Genomic DNA, 15,367 nt, shown 5'->3' with positions numbered 1-15,367 from the left:
CTTGAAGAGACACGCACGCTACGCAGGTTCCAGCGCATGACGGTGCTGCGGTTAGAGGATCCCGCCGCGACCGAGGCGTTCGGCGCGAAACTGGCAGCGCGCGTCAAGGCGGGTGACGTGATTGCGCTGACGGGGACGCTTGGCGCGGGGAAGACGAGCCTGGCACGCGGCCTGCTGGCCGCGCTCGGTCTGATCGGCGAAGCGCCATCGCCGAGTTTCGCGATCGTTCAGCCCTATGCACCCCCCGAGGTGCGTCTGCCCGTGCTGCACGTCGATCTGTACCGGATCGATGATCCGGACGAGATCGTCGAGCTCGGGCTTGACGACGCGCGCTATGATTCCGTGCTGATTGTCGAATGGCCAGAGCGGGCGGGCCCAGATTATTGGCCGGACGCGCTTCGGCTCGACCTCACGATCGAACCGGACGGCACGCGCGGCTTGACAGCCGGAGTGCCGGAGGGTTGGACGCGGCGATGGCCGATATGACACCCCCGGCGGGCGCCGCCGCATTTCTCGACGCGCATGGCTGGACGGGGGCGACGCTCCTGCCGGTTGCGGGGGATGCCTCCTTCCGTCGCTATTTCCGCGTCGTCGCCGGGCCGCGCCACGCAATCCTGATGGACGCGCCGCCGCCACATGAAGACCCGCGCCCGTTCATCGCGGTCGCACAGTGGCTGGTCGAGCGGACGTTCCGGGCACCCGCGATCCTCGCGAGCGACCTGACGCAGGGGCTCGTGCTGATCGAGGATTTTGGCGATGATCGGTTGCGCGAGGCGATCGACGCATCGTCCGACAAGGGCATGGCGCTCTACGCGCCCGCGATCGACCTGCTCGGCCGTCTTCATTCGCACCCGGCCGGACCATTCGCACCCTATGATCGTGCCGTCCTGGCGCGCGAGGCCGCGCTGTTCGTCGACTGGTATTGCCCGGCCATCGGGATCGTCCCGGACCGGGCGGGCTGGGATGCGGCATGGGACGCCGTGTTCGATCACGGGATCGCGACCGACCCGGTTACTGTCCTGCGCGATTATCATGCCGAGAACCTGATGCTGCTCGCGCCGGACGGAGCGCTCGGCCTGCTCGACTTCCAGGATGCGCTCGCCGGGCACCCGGCCTATGACCTCGTGTCGCTGTTGCAGGATGCCCGCCGCGACGTCGATCCGGTGGTCGAGGCAGCGATGCTCGCGCGCTACCGCGAATCAACGGGCGTCGGTGACGATTTCCTCGACGCCTATCATGTGCTCGGCGCGCAGCGGAACGCCAAGATCCTCGGCATCTTCACGCGGCTGTGGAAGCGCGACGGCAAACCGCGCTATCCAACCTTGTGTCCCCGGGTCTGGACCTATCTCGAGCGTGACCTGGCCCAGCCGGTGATGGCGCCGGTCGCGGCCTGGTTCGATGCCAATGTGCCGGCCGCTCGGCGCGGCGACCCGCTGGCGTTGGCGGCATGAGCGGGCAGCGCATGATCCGTCCGATCCCGCGCGGGACGGTGCCCGAGACGGCGATGGTAATGGCGGCCGGGCTCGGCAAACGGATGCGGCCGTTGACCGCGACGCGGCCCAAGCCGCTGGTCGAAGTGGCGGGCAAGGCGCTGATCGACCATGTCTTCGATCGGCTGCAGCGTGCCGGGATCGCGCGCGCGGTGGTCAATGTTCACTATCTTGCCGATACGTTGCAGGCGCATGTCACCGATCGTTACCCCGATATCGAGGTCGTGATTTCGGACGAGCGTCGCCGGTTGATGGAGACGGGCGGCGGGCTGGTTCAGGCACGTACCCTGCTCGGCGATGCGCCGGTTCTGGTGGTCAACAGCGACAATCTCTGGATTGACGGACCGGTCGACGCGATCCGCCTGCTTGCGTCGCGCTGGGACGATGCGACGATGGATGCGCTGCTGCTGATGGTGCCGCTCGCCCGCGCGCACAATCATGGCGGTCCCGGCGACTTCCATCTCGCAGCCGACGGCCGGATCACCGGACGACGCAAGCCGGGCCGGGTCGCACCCTTCGCCTTTACGGGCATTCAGATCCTCCACCCGCGCGTCATCGCGGATTGGCCCGAGGGACCGTTTTCGACGAACCTGTTCTGGGACCGTGCGATCGCTGCGGGCCGGGCATTTGGCCAGGTTCACCAGGGCCTGTGGTTCGACGTGGGCACCCCCGCGGCGATTCCAAGGACCGAGGCAATCCTCGCCGGTGGCTGAACGGACGGGGCCGACCCTCTACACCATACCCGCCCATCGGGCCTTTGCCGATGCGCTGGTCGCGGGCTTGCTCCGGCGGGCAGGGCAGGACCCGCTGGCGCTTGCACGCGCCCTGATCCTGTTGCCGAACAACCGCGCGATCCGGGCGGTGACCGATGCGTTCGTGCGGGCGAGCGGCGGGGGGCTGGTGTTGCCGCGGATGATCGCGCTGGGCGACACTGGGCTGGGCGAAGCGGTCGGCGCGGCGCTCGATCCTGCGGACGATGTCGATCCGCCGCTGCCAGCGGTGCCGCCCTATCAGCGGCGGATGATCCTTGCGCGGCTGGTGTCGGAAGAACGCCGGCGTGGGGGGCATCCGATCGATGCGGCCGAGGCGGTCCGACTTGCAGGCGAACTCGCCAAGACGCTCGACCAGCTGCTCGTCGAGGAGGTTGCGCCGACACGCCTGCACGAGATCGAACTCGGTCCCGAACTGACCGAACACTGGCAGCGCGCATTGTCGACGTTCGACGTCGTGTTGCAGCGATGGCCGGGCGAACTGGCCCGCCTGGGGCGGATCGACGCGGCGACCCGGCGCGCCGCGCTGCTCGACCGACTGGTGACGCGATGGCGTGCGGCGCCGCCGGCCGGGCTGGTCTGCGCCGCGGGCGTAACCGACTCCGCGCCGTCGGTCGCGCGCGCGCTGCGCTGCGTCGCGGACCTGCCCGGCGGCATGGTGGTATTCGCGGATCTCGATCTGCACCTGCCCGACGAGGAGTGGGATGCGCTGGGCCCCCACCCGCGAAACCCGGATACCGGGCTGACGCGGCGGTCGATCGAAACGCATCCGCAATTCCATCTGAAGCTCCTGCTCGAGCGCATGGGCGTCGGGCGCGCCGAGGTCGCGACCTGGCGCGAGGGCGGTGGCCATGACGCCGACACGACGCGAAGCCGCGCGATCGCCAATGCACTGGCCCCCGCCGACTTCACCGGAAAGTGGACCCGGCTGGGCGCGGAGGATCGCCGCCTGAAGGGGGTGACGGTCGCCGAACTGGCAACCCCCGCCGAGGAGGCGCAGGCGATCGCACTGGCCCTGCGCGGCGTACTGGAGGAGCCGGGACGGACAGCCGCGCTCGTCACGCCCGATCGCGCCCTGGCGCGGCGTGTCGCGGCGCATCTTGGGCGCTGGCAGATCCTGATCGACGACAGCGCGGGCCGGCCCTTGTCGATCCTCCCGCCCGGGACCCTCATCCTCGCGCTGGTCGAGGCTGCGGCACAGCGTTTCGCACCGCTCGCGTTGCTGGCGTTGCTGAAGCACCCGCTGGTCCGCAGTGGCGATACCCGGCTGGCGTGGCTCGACGGCGTTCGTGCGCTCGATCGCGCGTTGCGCGGACCGCGGCCTGCAGCAGGGCTCGATGCTGTCGATGAGCATCTGCGCGCCGGAACGGCGAAGCGCTGGTGGCCGGAGGCGCAAGCGCTGCTCACGCCGATCGCCACGGTATTCGAACGCGGCGCCCAGCCGCTCGGCCCGTTGCTGGCGACCGTTCGCGAGACGGCCGCGGCGCTGTGCGGCGATGAACTCTGGGCCGGCCCCGCGGGGCGGGCCGCGGCGCAATGCCTTGCCGATCTCGAAATCGAGGCTGATGCCGGCCCGCCGCTTGTCGACCCAAGCGAACTTGCGCAGCTCTTGCGGACCTTGCTCGACGAGGTTGCGGTGCGGCCATTGCAGGGCGCGCATCCGCGTCTGGCGATCTATGGTCTGCTCGAGGCGCGATTGCAGACCGCCGACCTGATGGTCCTGGGCGGACTGAACGAAGGCATGTGGCCGGGGCGTCCCGCGCCGGATCCGTGGCTCGCGCCGCGGATCCGCGCCGAACTCGGGCTGCCGGGCCTGGAGCGGCAGGTGGGGACGTCGGCGCATGATTTCGCCCAGGCGCTCGGCGCGCCGCGGGCGATCGTCACGCGCGCGCGCCGCGACGCCAAGTCGCCAGCATTGGCGTCGCGGCTCTGGCTGCGACTGCAGGCGCTTGCGGGGGATAGGTTCGAACGCGCCGAGGCGCTCGAGGCGTGGACACGCGATCTCGACGATCCGCGGGCGCACCGGCCCTCCGACCGTCCGGCACCGTCGCCGATCGCTGCGCTGCGGCCAAGGCTGATTTCGGTGACCGAGGTCGACCGGCTGAAGGCCGACCCCTATGCCTTCTATGCCCGCAGGGTGCTCGGCCTGATGCCGCTCGACCCGGTCGATGCGGATCCGAGCGCGGCGTGGCGTGGCACCGCGGTTCACGACATTCTCGAGCAATGGTGGAAGCACGACGCCTGCGCGATCGATGCATTGCGGCCGCGGGCCGAGGCGATGCTGCGCGACGAGCGGACGCACCCGATGATGCGCGCGCTCTGGCAGCCGCGGCTGCTCGAGGCGATCGACTGGATCGCGGGCACGATCGCGGCGCAGGCCGTCGATGGCCGGGTCGTCGCCAGTGCGGAAGGCAAGGGCGAGATCGCGATTGCGGGGGTGACGCTGCGCGGACGGTACGACCGTGTCGACCGGCTGCCCGGCGGCGAGCTGGCGATCATCGACTACAAGACCGGCAAGCCGCCCTCGGCGACCGCGGTGCGCGCCGGCTATAGCCTGCAGCTGGGGTTGCTGGGGCTGATCGCCGAGCGCGGCGGGTTTGCCGATGTCGCGGGCAAGGCTGGCGCGTTCGAATATTGGTCGCTTGGCAAGAAGCGCGATGCGTTTGGCTATGTCGAGAGTCCGGTCGATCCCGAGGGCAAACGCGATAAGATCCCGACCGCGGATTTCACCGCGACCGCCGCGCACAATTTCACCGAGGTCGCGGGAAACTGGCTGACCGGCAGCGCCGCCTTCACCGCCAAGCTCGTGCCGGAATATGCGCCTTATGCCGAATATGACCAGCTGATGCGCCGGGATGAATGGTATGGCCGTGAATAGCGGCGAGCTCCGCACCTTACCCCGGCTCAAGGGCGCGCAGGCGGCGGCGAGTGACCCCCGCGCTCATGTCTGGCTGTCAGCATCGGCGGGGACCGGCAAGACGCAGGTCCTGGCGGCGCGCGTTTTCAGGCTGTTGCTCCGCGGTGTCGATCCGGGCGCGATCCTGTGCCTGACCTTCACCAAGGCGGGTGCCGCCGAAATGGCGCAGCGGATCAACGGGCGGCTCGCCGCCTGGGTCCGGATGCCCGGCCCCGCGCTGGGTGCCGATCTGATCGCCCTGGGGGAGGTCCCCGACCAGGGACTGCAGGATCGTGCGCGGACGCTGTTCGCCAAGGTGCTCGACGCGCCGGGGGGCGGGTTACGGATCCAGACGATTCACGGCTTCTGTCAGGGGTTGCTGGCGGCGTTTCCGGTCGAAGCGGGGCTGACCCCGGGTTTTCGCCCCCTGGAGGCCCGCGAGGAAGCCGGGCTTGCGCGCGAGGCGCTGGCGGGGATGCTCGCGGACGCCGAGCGTGAGGGGCGGGAGCGTCCCGTCGAGATCGTCGGCCGCTTGTCGCTGCGGATGGGGGAGGGCGGTGCCGAGGGGTTCCTGATGGCCTGCGCCCGCGCGCTGCCCGCGCTCGCGGCGTTGCCGTCGGGTATCCGGCCTTGGTTACGTCGGACGCTCGAGCTGCCCGCCGGCGATATCGACGAGGCGGTCGCGGACTGGTGCGAGGCGCTGGATATTGACGCGATCACGCGGATCGGCGCGGCCAACCGGGCGTGGGGGACCGCGACGGGCCTGAAGCAGGCGGCAGTGGTCGAGGCGTGGCTCGCGTCGCCGGACCGTGCGGCGATGCTCCCCGATCTCGCAGGCGTCGTGCTGACGGCCAAGGGGGAGCCGCGCAAGGCACAGAAGAAGCTTGTCGATCTCGAACCTGACTATGAGATCCTGGCACAGGATGTCGGCGCGGCCTGCGCCGACATCGCATCGATGATCCAGCGCGTCGCCTATGCCGATCTTCTCGCCGACGGGCTGGAGGTCGGGCGCGACTATGCGCGTGCTTATGCACTCGCGAAACGGCGCGTCGGCGGGGTCGATTTCGACGATCTGATCGCGACCACCGTTGCCTTGCTCGACCAGCCCGGCATTGGCGAATGGGTCCGCTACAAGCTCGATCAGGCGACCGAGCATGTCCTGATCGACGAGGCGCAGGACACCAATGCCGACCAGTGGCGGATCGTCCGCGCGCTCGCCGACGAATTCTTCGTCGGGCGCGGCATCTATGCGCCGTCGACGCGCACGCTGTTCACGGTCGGCGACTGGAAGCAGGCGATCTTCGGCTTCCAGGGAACCGACCCGTTCAACTTCGCCGCCGCAGAGCTGCATTTCGGGCGGCGTGCGCTCGAGGTTGCGGGCGACGACGAATGGCCGGAGGCGGAGCGGGGCCTGCCGCTCGAGCGGCTGTCGCTGACCCACTCCTTCCGGTCGACCCGGCCGATCCTCACGTTCGTCGATGCCGCGGTCGCCGCGGCGGACGAGCCGGGGCTTGGCGCGATCGGCGAGCTAGATGTCCATGCCAGCGAGGTCAAGGGCCCGGGCAGCGTGACGCTGTGGCCACCGGTCATCGCAGGGGGAAGCGAGGACGACGAGGAGGGCTGGGTCGACGATGCGGTCCGCAAGCTCGCGGGCGATATCGCCAAGGCGGTCCGACGCTGGCTCGCGCCCGATGGGCTGATGCTCGAGAGCAAGGGGCGACGGCTGCGCCCTGAGGACGTGATGATCCTCGTGAAGCGGCGCGGCGACCTCGCGTCGCTGATCGTCGCGCGGCTTTATGCCGAGGGCGTGCCCGTCGCGGGTGTCGATCGGCTGCGTCTGAATGCGCCGCTCGCGGTCCAGGATCTGCTCGCGACGATCCGCTTCGTGTTGCAGCCGGAAGACGATCTGAGCCTGGCATCGCTGCTCGTCTCGCCGCTGATCGGCTGGACGCAGGACGAGCTGATGGCGGCAGCGCCGCGCGAGGCCGGTCCCCTGTGGCGGCATCTCCAGCGAACGCAGTCTGCCGAGCGCCTCGCGCCGCTGCTCGCGATGCTCGCGCGTGCGGACATCGCGACCCCCTATCAGTTTCTCGAGGAGCTCCTGTCGGGGCCGCTCGACGGGCGGCGCAAGCTGATCCTGCGACTGGGGACCGAAGCGCGCGATCCGATAGAGGAACTACTCAACGCTGCGCTGACGTTCGAGAGCAATACGACACCGTCGCTGCAGCGCTTCCTCGACTGGTTCGATCGCGGCGATGTCGACATCGTCCGCGATCCGTCGGCGCCGCTTGATGCAGTGCGCGTGATGACCGCGCACGGTGCCAAGGGCCTGCAGGCACCCTTGGTGATCCTCGCGGACGCGACCGCCGATCCCGCCGCCGCACCGCGATCGATCCTGAAATGGACTCCCGAGGACATGGTCGCCCCGTTGCCGGTGTTCCGTCCGCGCAGCAGCGAGCGGGGGGGCCCTCTCGACGCCGTGGTGACGGCAGCCGAGCGGCGCGAACTGGAGGAGCATTGGCGGCTGTTCTATGTCGCCGCGACCCGCGCCGAGGAACGCCTGGTGATCGCGGGTGCGCTCGGTACGCGGGCGCAGGGCGTTGCGCCGGTGACGAGCTGGTATGGCGCCGCGGATCGCGCGCTGACGGCGTTGGGCGTGGCCGATGCCGAGGGCGAGCGGGTCTTCGTCGGCGACGGGACGGAGTTTCCGGTACCGGTCAAGCCCGCGGCGAACGACGTTGTCGTGCCTTCCCGGACGCTACCCGACTGGGCCGGGCACGCGGCACCGAAGGAGTCACGACCGTCGCGCCCGCTGTCACCGTCCGCGCTCGGCGAGGATGCGGTGTCCGACCCGCCGCCAACCCCCGAGATGCGGCTTGCTGCCGAACGCGGCGCGTTGATCCACAAGCTGCTCGAGCGCCTTCCCGCGGTCGACGGCGGTTCGCGTGCGGCGGCGGCGGATCGCTGGCTCGGCCAGGCCGGCGGTGTGTCCGATCCCGCCGCGCGTGCGGAAATTGCAGCGAGCGCGATCGGCGTGATCGAGGATCCGCGCTTCGCTGACCTGTTCGGTATCGACTCGCTTGCCGAAGCGCCGATCGCGGCGACGTTGGCGGATGGCATCGTGGTATCGGGAACCGTCGACCGGCTGCTGATCGGTGCGGAGACCATCCGGGTGATCGACTTCAAGACCGGGCGGCGTGCACCGCGCGGACTCGACGAGGTGCCGGACTATCACTTGAAGCAGATGGCGGCCTATGCGGCGGCATTGCGGGTGATCTTTCCGGGGCGGACGATCGAGGCGGCGTTACTGTACACCGCTGCACCCCGATTGATCGCGATATCGGCCGATATGCTCGACAGGCACAAGCCGCGCTATGCGATGACGGAGCAAAGCTAGGCTGTCGACGGTTGAGACGCGTGCAGCCGGACCCTAGATTACGGTATAACGAAGGAGATATTTCAGTGGCGACCAAGCAGATCACCGATGCGAGCTTCAATGCCGACGTGCTGAACGCCGACGGCCCCGTGCTCGTCGATTTCTGGGCCGAGTGGTGCGGCCCGTGCAAGATGATCGGGCCGAGCCTCGAGGAGCTTTCCGAGGAACTGGGCGAGAAGGTGACCATCGCCAAGCTCAACATCGACGAGAACCCCGATGCGCCAGGCCAGTATGGCGTGCGCGGGATCCCGACGATGATCCTGTTCAAGGGCGGCGCCCCGGCAGCAACCAAGGTCGGTGCAGCACCCAAGGGCCAGCTCAAGGCGTGGCTTGAAGGCGAGCTCGCCTAAGACGGTACGTACCGCTACCGCCACCTCAGATTCTTTGAGGTGGCGGTTAGAGGTGAGCTCAGCTTCGATAGTCGGCGTTGATCGAGATATATCCGTGCGTCAGGTCGCAGGTCCACACCGTGGCCGCACCGTCGCCGAGCGCGAGATCGACGCCGATCTCGATGTCCTGCCCCTTCAGATGGTCTGCAACGGGCGCCTCGTCATAGCCGCTGAGCGCAAGCCCGCCCTCAGCCACTTGCGTATTGCCGAACCGGATCGACAACGTGTCGCGGTCGGCGGGCTCTCCCGCCTTGCCGACGGCCATCACGACACGACCCCAATTGGCGTCCTCGCCGGCGACCGCCGTCTTGACCAGAGGCGAGTTGGCGATGCTCATAGCAATCCGGTGTGCGCTGCGGTCGCTGTCCGCGCCGGTCACCTGGATCTCGATCAGCTTCTGGGCGCCTTCGCCGTCGCGGACGACGAGCAGGGCGAGCTGATGGCACAGATCGGCCAGCGCCGCGCGGAACGCGTCCGCGCCGATGCTGTCGTCGTCGCCGAGCGGGGCGTTGCCGGCCTTGCCCGTCGCGAATGCGAGCACCGTGTCGCTGGTCGAGGTGTCGCTGTCGACGGTGATGCACGAGAAACTCGGCGCATTGGCCTTGGATAGCGCCGCCTGAAGAAACGCCGGCTCGACCGCGGCATCGGTAAAGATAAAGCCGAGCATCGTCGCCATGTCCGGTGCGATCATCCCCGAGCCCTTGATGATGCCGACCAAAGTGACGGTCCGATCGCCGATCACCGCGGTCGTCACCGCACCCTTGGTGAAGGTATCGGTGGTCATGATCGTCGCGGCGGCGTCCTCCCAGCCGCACGGTGCGGCCGCAAACGCGGCGTCGAGCCCTGCTTCGGCCTTGTCGATTGGCAACGGCACGCCGATCACGCCGGTCGAGGCGACGAACACGTCCGAGGGCTGGCAGCCGAGATGCGCGGCCGTTCGTGCGGCGATCGCCTCGACTGCGGCGCGGCCACGCGCACCAGTAAACGCGTTCGAATTGCCCGCATTGACGACCAGCGCACGTGCCTGACCGAGCGTCAGCGCCGCACGGCACCACTCGACCTCGGGCGACGGACATTTGCTCTGCGTAAGGACGCCCGCAACGACCGTCCCCGGATCGAGCGTCACGAACGTCAGGTCGCACCGGTCCCAGGCCTTGTAGCCGGCACGCGCGACATGCGGCACGACCCCGTCGATCAAGGGGGCGGCGGGGAAGGGCAAGGCGAGCGGCGAGATCTGCATCCGGCCTTCATAGTCGCTGCGGTCCGGCCCGCAAGATCGCGGGTTGCGTCCGACAGCCGCCCGTCGACCGGTGTCCCGTGCGGTTGGGGGCTATCGCATGACATCTGCGCGCTTCGACGGTCGACGAGCGTCCGTCGGGGTCGTCGTTCCTAAGCACCATGCCGTCCCCTTACGGATCAAGCGTCCGCGCGTTCGCCGGGTGCCGCAGTCCGACGAATGGTAGATTTTACACGCAAGCTCGCATACAGCCGGTCCCGCATGAACCTGCTGCTTCTCCTTTCTGCCCTCCTGTCCGCGCTGACCGGCGCGGTGCCGGGTGTGCGTGGGCAGTCCGCACAGGCAGTGGCGCAGGGCAGCGTTTGCGCGCAGACCGCCGCGGTGGCGGTGGCAAAGGTTGCGGTACGACCGGTCGCCGCGCTCGCCTCGCTCGACGACGTTGCCACCTCGGCGACGCTGCCCGTCGTCGCGATCATCACGGCCCCTATCTGGATGGACCGTCGGCGCGAATAGCGTCGCGCGCCTGATCTCTCGGCCTGCGGGCCACTCCTCCTCTTTGCGCGTGCGTGCCCCCGCGTGCCGTCGCGCCCTATAATCAGGAAATCAGCCCATGTTCGGTGGCTTTGCCAAATCGCTGTTCGGATCGTCCAACGACCGTTACGTCAAGTCGCTCAACCCGATCCTCGCGAAGATCGCATCGTTCGAGCCTTCGCTCGTCGCGATGTCGGACGAGGAATTGTCCGGGCAGACCACGAAGTTCCGCGCCCGACTCGCAAACGGCGAGAAGCTCGACGATTTGCTTCCAGAGGCATTTGCCACGGTGCGCGAGGCGGCCAAGCGCGTACTTGGCCAGCGGCATTACGACGTGCAGATGGTCGGCGGCATCGTCCTTCACCGCGGCGAGATCGCCGAGATGCGTACCGGCGAGGGCAAGACGCTCGTCGCGACGCTCGCGACCTACCTGAACGCGCTGCCGGGCGACGGCGTCCACGTCGTCACGGTCAACGACTATCTGGCGGCGCGCGACGCGGAGTGGATGGGGCAGGTCTATACCTTCCTTGGCATGACGATCGGCGTGATCGTGCCGAACCTGTCGGACGAGGAGCGTCGCGCAGCCTATGCCGCCGACATCACCTACGGCACGAACAACGAGTTCGGCTTCGACTATCTGCGCGACAACATGAAGTACGAGCGCAGTTCGATGGTGCAGCGCCGCTTCAACTTCGCGGTGGTCGACGAGGTCGATTCGGTCCTGATCGACGAAGCGCGTACGCCACTGATCATCTCGGGGCCGACCGACGACAAGTCCGAGCTGTATATCAAGGTCGATGCGGTCGTGAAACAACTCGTCCCCGGTGACTATGACAAGGACGAGAAGCAGAAGACGATCATCCTCACCGAGGACGGCACCGAGAAGGTCGAGCGGATGCTCGAGGCCGCGGGGCTGCTCGAAGGCGCGAACCTGTACGATTTCGAGAACACGCAGGTCGTCCACCACCTCAACCAGGCGCTGCGCGCGATCGTGATGTTCAAGTCGGACATCGACTACATCGTCAAGGACGGCAAGGTCATCATCATCGACGAGTTTACCGGTCGCATGATGGACGGCCGGCGCTGGTCGGACGGCCTTCACCAGGCGGTCGAGGCCAAGGAAGGCGTCCAGATCGAGCCCGAGAACCAGACGATGGCCTCGATCACGTTCCAGAACTATTTCCGCATGTACCCCAAGATCGGCGGCATGACCGGTACGGCTGCGACCGAGGCGGCCGAGTTCTACGACATCTACAAGATCAACGTCGTCAGCATCCCGACCAACGTCACGGTCAAGCGCGTCGACGAGGAAGACGAGTTCTACAAGGACACCAAGGACAAGTTCGCCGCGATCGCCAAGAAGATCAAGCATCACGCCGACCTCGGTCAGCCGGTGCTCGTCGGCACGGTATCGATCGAGAAATCCGAGCTGCTCAGCGAGTTCCTCGTCGGTGAGGCGGTCGAGCACAAGGTGCTGAACGCGCGCTTCCACGAGATGGAGGCGCACATCGTTGCGCAGGCCGGACGCAAGTCCGCCGTGACGATCGCGACCAACATGGCAGGCCGTGGCACCGACATCAAACTCGGTGGCAATCTCGAATTCCGCATGCTCGACGAGCATCCCGATCTGGTCGAGGGCACGCCCGAATATGCCGCCGAGGCGGCGCGGATCGAGACCGAGATCGAGGCCGAGAAGCAGGCAGTGCTCGCCGCGGGCGGCCTGTTCGTGCTCGGTACCGAGCGCCACGAGAGCCGGCGCATCGACAACCAGCTGCGCGGGCGCTCGGGTCGTCAGGGCGATCCCGGCCTGTCTCGCTTCTATCTGAGCCTCGACGACGATCTGCTGCGGATATTCGGGCCGGACACGCTGTTCGCCAAGATGATGCGCAACAATATCGAGGATGGCGAGGCGATTGGCAGCAAGTGGCTGTCGAAGGCGATCGAGACCGCGCAGAAGAAGGTCGAGGCGCGCAACTACGACATCCGCAAGCAGGTCGTCGAATATGACGACGTGATGAACGAGCAGCGCAAGGTCATCTACGAGCAGCGCGCGGACATCATGGATGCCGACACCGTCGGCGACGTGGTGGCGGACATGCGTGCGGAGACGGTCAACGTCATCGTCGGTGAGGCATGCCCCCCCAATTCCTATCCGGAACAGTGGGACATCGAGGGGATGAAGACGCGGCTTGCCGAGGTGCTCAACCTCGAGCCGCAGATCGAGGCGTGGCTGCTCGAAGAGGCGATCGATCCCGAGATCGTCGAGGAACGCGTCCGTGCAATGGCGGACGAGGCGATCGCGACGAAATCCGCAGACCTCGACACCGAGACGTGGACGTCGGTCGAGAAGTCGATCCTGCTGCAGAATCTCGACCATCACTGGAAGGAGCATCTGGCGACGCTCGACGCGCTGCGCCAAGTCGTCCATCTGCGCGCCTATGCGCAGAAGACGCCGATCAACGAGTATAAGCAGGAGGCATTCTCGCTATTCCAGCGGATGCTCGAGACGATCCGCGAGGACGTGACGAAGACGATCGCGCACGCGCAGTTCCAGATCCAGGCGCCGGTCGGCCTGCCCGAGCTACCCGATTTCATCACGACGCATTTCGACCCGTTCACCGGCGAGAATGACAGCCTCGACCAGGCGAGGGGCATGTCGGGGCACATCACGTCGCAGCTCCCGCCGATGCAGATCCCGCAGCCCCAGGCTGCGGATATCGGCGAGGATCCGGCGAATTGGGAAGGCGTGGTCAGCCGCAATGCGCCATGCCCGTGCGGGTCGGGGCGCAAATACAAGCAGTGCCACGGCGCGGTCTGACCGCTGCTGTCACGGGCCGGCCGTTTATCGGCTGCGACCGGTTGGCAGCATAGCAGGCAATAAAAAGCCGGGCCGTCCCACATGGACGGTCCGGCTTTTGCTTGTAAGCTTGGTTGCGGCAGTGCGGCCGCGACGCTGCTTACTTTGGCAGGATGACGCTCGGCCCGATATTGTCGACGACCTGCTTGGCATTGAACGCACGGATGTTGTCGCGCGGGATCGGCCCCTTGCGCATCACGATCTCGGCCGTCGCTTCGTAGCGGTCGATCGTGCGGACGTCGAAATCGTTGCCCCATGGGCCGCCGAAACCGCCGCCGCCAAAGCCACCGAAGCCGCCACCGATATAGGGATCCCAGCTCCGCCAGCCGAAGCCGCGGCCGCGATAGCGCCACGACGGGCCCCAATAGCCACCAAAGCCGCCATAACCGAACCCACCGCCGATTCCGGGAGTCGAATAGGTGCGCGACTGAAGATTGGTATCGCGATCCGCCATCAGGAAATAATCATATCCCTGCTGGAGCGTGAGTTCCGCCGCGCGGAAGAAGAGGTAGCGTTCGACGGTGTCGCGCGACGTGACGCTGTTTCCCGCGAAGCTGACGAGGAAGCGGTTATCCTCGATCCGGCGATCGCTATAGCCGGTACGGTTGAACCCCTGGCCAGTGGCCGGGCGGTAGGTGGTTTCGGTCGCACAACCCGCGACCAGCAACGTGCTCGTGGCGAGAGCTGCCAGCAGGACCTTGCGACCAGGCATGATGAACATGATTGTCGTCTCCGTTCGCGGCGAATGCGGCGAAACGCCTCACATTAGCCTTCAGTGGTGGAACGGTTGATGAACGGGATTGGTCCACGGGTCCATGACGGTGATTGAATAAACCACCTCGGCGCCGTCATAGGCCGTCGTCCGCGACGCAGGATCATTCCCCGATCAGATGAAGCGCCAGCGAGCGACCATGGGGACGACGGCGATGCTCGAACAAGTAGATTCCCTGCCACGTGCCGAGCGCGAGCGTGGCGTCGATCACTGGGATCGACAATTGTACCTGTGTGAGAGCGGCGCGCAGATGCGCCGGCATGTCGTCGGGCCCTTCGTCGTCGTGCAGATACGAACTTGATTCCGGTGCGATGCGCTCGAAATAAGCCTCGATATCCGTTCGGACCTCGGGCGCGGCGTTTTCCTGGATGAGCAGCGATGCGGAGGTATGGCGACAAAACACCGTCAATAACCCGGACTGCATCGCCTGCGCATCGACCCAGCGCCGGATCGGGGCGGTAATGTCGACCAGCCCCTGCCGGCGGGTATCGATCGTGATCTGGGTCGTGGACTGCCGCATCGCTGCGCTCCTATGTAACTGCCTAGCCGGTCAGGTCCGTGACGGTGCTCAACGCCTGTCGGCACGGCCTTGGTCGCTATCGGCATCCGCCGGGACGTCGCGACCCAAATTGATCTCGTCATAGAGTTTGAGAAGATCGCTGACCTCCGCGATGACGGTTTCCTGCTCGGCGCGCCAGCGTGCCGTCGCGTCGTGCGTCGGTGTGCCGCACTTGCCATCGTGAAGCGTGAAACCCTGATCGATCAACCAGATGGTATCCGCCGCACGGGCCCGCTGCCGCCGCAGATGGAATACCCATTGTTCGATGACGCCGGAAGGAACGAGTCTGTCGATTTCACCCATGGTCGGCGCCTACCCGACCTGCGTCGTGATTGTACAGCAGACGTTGCCGATGGTCCCGAATGCCGGAATCTCGACCCGGGAAACGGGTCTCGTGGAAGGCTGGAAAGTTCCGCCGGTTTTCGACAAA

12 protein-coding genes are annotated in these 15,367 nt (G+C 67.1%); 8 read left to right on the top strand and 4 right to left on the bottom strand.

Going from position 1 to position 15,367, the window contains the following annotated elements:
* Positions 1-36 precede the first annotated feature (36 nt).
* From tsaE to trxA, 6 genes are all read left to right on the top strand, one after another.
* Positions 37-486, top strand: a complete 450-nt coding sequence (gene tsaE, locus IFT71_RS01920) for a tRNA (adenosine(37)-N6)-threonylcarbamoyltransferase complex ATPase subunit type 1 TsaE (protein ID WP_192138954.1) — start codon at positions 37-39, stop codon at positions 484-486.
* A complete protein-coding gene (locus IFT71_RS01915) occupies positions 483-1,451 on the top strand; it encodes an aminoglycoside phosphotransferase family protein (RefSeq protein ID WP_192139246.1) in 969 nt (322 codons plus the stop codon). Before tsaE ends, IFT71_RS01915 begins: the two co-directional genes overlap by 4 nt.
* Positions 1,448-2,203 (top strand): nucleotidyltransferase family protein, encoded by a 756-nt coding sequence (locus tag IFT71_RS01910; RefSeq protein ID WP_107933648.1) that lies wholly within the window; start codon positions 1,448-1,450, stop codon positions 2,201-2,203. Before IFT71_RS01915 ends, IFT71_RS01910 begins: the two co-directional genes overlap by 4 nt.
* A complete protein-coding gene (gene addB / locus IFT71_RS01905; protein ID WP_192138953.1) occupies positions 2,196-5,138 on the top strand; it encodes a double-strand break repair protein AddB in 2,943 nt (980 codons plus the stop codon). Before IFT71_RS01910 ends, addB begins: the two co-directional genes overlap by 8 nt.
* Entirely contained in the window at positions 5,125-8,553 is a 3,429-nt protein-coding gene (gene addA / locus IFT71_RS01900; protein WP_192138952.1) for a double-strand break repair helicase AddA, read from the top strand. The genes addB and addA overlap by 14 nt, the downstream gene beginning before the upstream one ends.
* A 65-nt stretch (positions 8,554-8,618) precedes the next feature.
* Positions 8,619-8,942, top strand: coding sequence for a thioredoxin TrxA (gene trxA / locus IFT71_RS01895; protein ID WP_031393340.1), 324 nt, complete (start codon positions 8,619-8,621; stop codon positions 8,940-8,942).
* Positions 8,943-9,000: 58 nt separating this feature from the next.
* On the opposite strand, the gene argJ is transcribed toward trxA, so the two are convergent.
* Positions 9,001-10,221 (bottom strand): bifunctional glutamate N-acetyltransferase/amino-acid acetyltransferase ArgJ, encoded by a 1,221-nt coding sequence (argJ, locus tag IFT71_RS01890; protein ID WP_192138951.1) that lies wholly within the window; start codon positions 10,219-10,221, stop codon positions 9,001-9,003.
* A gap of 258 nt (positions 10,222-10,479) precedes the next feature.
* On the opposite strand from argJ, the gene IFT71_RS01885 reads away from it, so the two are divergent.
* Both IFT71_RS01885 and secA read left to right on the top strand, forming a co-directional pair.
* The gene (locus tag IFT71_RS01885) at positions 10,480-10,731 is read left to right on the top strand and encodes a hypothetical protein (protein WP_192138950.1); all 252 of its coding nucleotides are present in this window, start codon (positions 10,480-10,482) and stop codon (positions 10,729-10,731) included.
* A 97-nt stretch (positions 10,732-10,828) separates the two neighbouring features.
* On the top strand, positions 10,829-13,567 hold the full coding sequence (gene secA / locus IFT71_RS01880) for a preprotein translocase subunit SecA (RefSeq protein ID WP_192138949.1): 2,739 nt from the start codon (positions 10,829-10,831) through the stop codon (positions 13,565-13,567).
* A 139-nt stretch (positions 13,568-13,706) separates the two neighbouring features.
* Here the strand turns inward: secA and IFT71_RS01875 are convergent, their stop codons facing one another.
* The 3 genes from IFT71_RS01875 to IFT71_RS01865 form a co-directional block, all read right to left on the bottom strand.
* Positions 13,707-14,327 (bottom strand): CC0125/CC1285 family lipoprotein, encoded by a 621-nt coding sequence (locus IFT71_RS01875; RefSeq protein WP_183937588.1) that lies wholly within the window; start codon positions 14,325-14,327, stop codon positions 13,707-13,709.
* Between the two features lie 154 nt (positions 14,328-14,481).
* Positions 14,482-14,898 (bottom strand): secondary thiamine-phosphate synthase enzyme YjbQ, encoded by a 417-nt coding sequence (locus IFT71_RS01870; protein ID WP_031439041.1) that lies wholly within the window; start codon positions 14,896-14,898, stop codon positions 14,482-14,484.
* A gap of 48 nt (positions 14,899-14,946) precedes the next feature.
* Positions 14,947-15,240, bottom strand: a complete 294-nt coding sequence (locus IFT71_RS01865; protein ID WP_042466279.1) for a hypothetical protein — start codon at positions 15,238-15,240, stop codon at positions 14,947-14,949.
* Between the last annotated feature and the right edge of the window lie 127 nt (positions 15,241-15,367).

This window comes from Sphingomonas sp. CFBP 13733 (assembly GCF_014841795.1).
GTDB classification, from domain to species: domain Bacteria; phylum Pseudomonadota; class Alphaproteobacteria; order Sphingomonadales; family Sphingomonadaceae; genus Sphingomonas; species Sphingomonas aerolata.
The sequence above is the reverse complement of the archived record's forward strand: the minus strand, read 5'-3'. Positions and strand labels throughout refer to the sequence as shown.

What these genes read in the sequence shown, in the direction of transcription:
- IFT71_RS01875 (WP_183937588.1), bottom strand. Translation starts at nt 14,327, where the DNA reads ATGTTCATCATGCCTGGTCGCAAGGTCCTGCTGGCAGCTCTCGCCACG.
- secA (WP_192138949.1), top strand. Translation starts at nt 10,829, where the DNA reads ATGTTCGGTGGCTTTGCCAAATCGCTGTTCGGATCGTCCAACGACCGT.
- IFT71_RS01865 (WP_042466279.1), bottom strand. Translation starts at nt 15,240, where the DNA reads ATGGGTGAAATCGACAGACTCGTTCCTTCCGGCGTCATCGAACAATGG.
- argJ (WP_192138951.1), bottom strand. Translation starts at nt 10,221, where the DNA reads ATGCAGATCTCGCCGCTCGCCTTGCCCTTCCCCGCCGCCCCCTTGATC.
- IFT71_RS01910 (WP_107933648.1), top strand. Translation starts at nt 1,448, where the DNA reads ATGAGCGGGCAGCGCATGATCCGTCCGATCCCGCGCGGGACGGTGCCC.
- addA (WP_192138952.1), top strand. Translation starts at nt 5,125, where the DNA reads ATGGCCGTGAATAGCGGCGAGCTCCGCACCTTACCCCGGCTCAAGGGC.
- tsaE (WP_192138954.1), top strand. Translation starts at nt 37, where the DNA reads ATGACGGTGCTGCGGTTAGAGGATCCCGCCGCGACCGAGGCGTTCGGC.
- IFT71_RS01870 (WP_031439041.1), bottom strand. Translation starts at nt 14,898, where the DNA reads ATGCGGCAGTCCACGACCCAGATCACGATCGATACCCGCCGGCAGGGG.
- IFT71_RS01885 (WP_192138950.1), top strand. Translation starts at nt 10,480, where the DNA reads ATGAACCTGCTGCTTCTCCTTTCTGCCCTCCTGTCCGCGCTGACCGGC.
- IFT71_RS01915 (WP_192139246.1), top strand. Translation starts at nt 483, where the DNA reads ATGACACCCCCGGCGGGCGCCGCCGCATTTCTCGACGCGCATGGCTGG.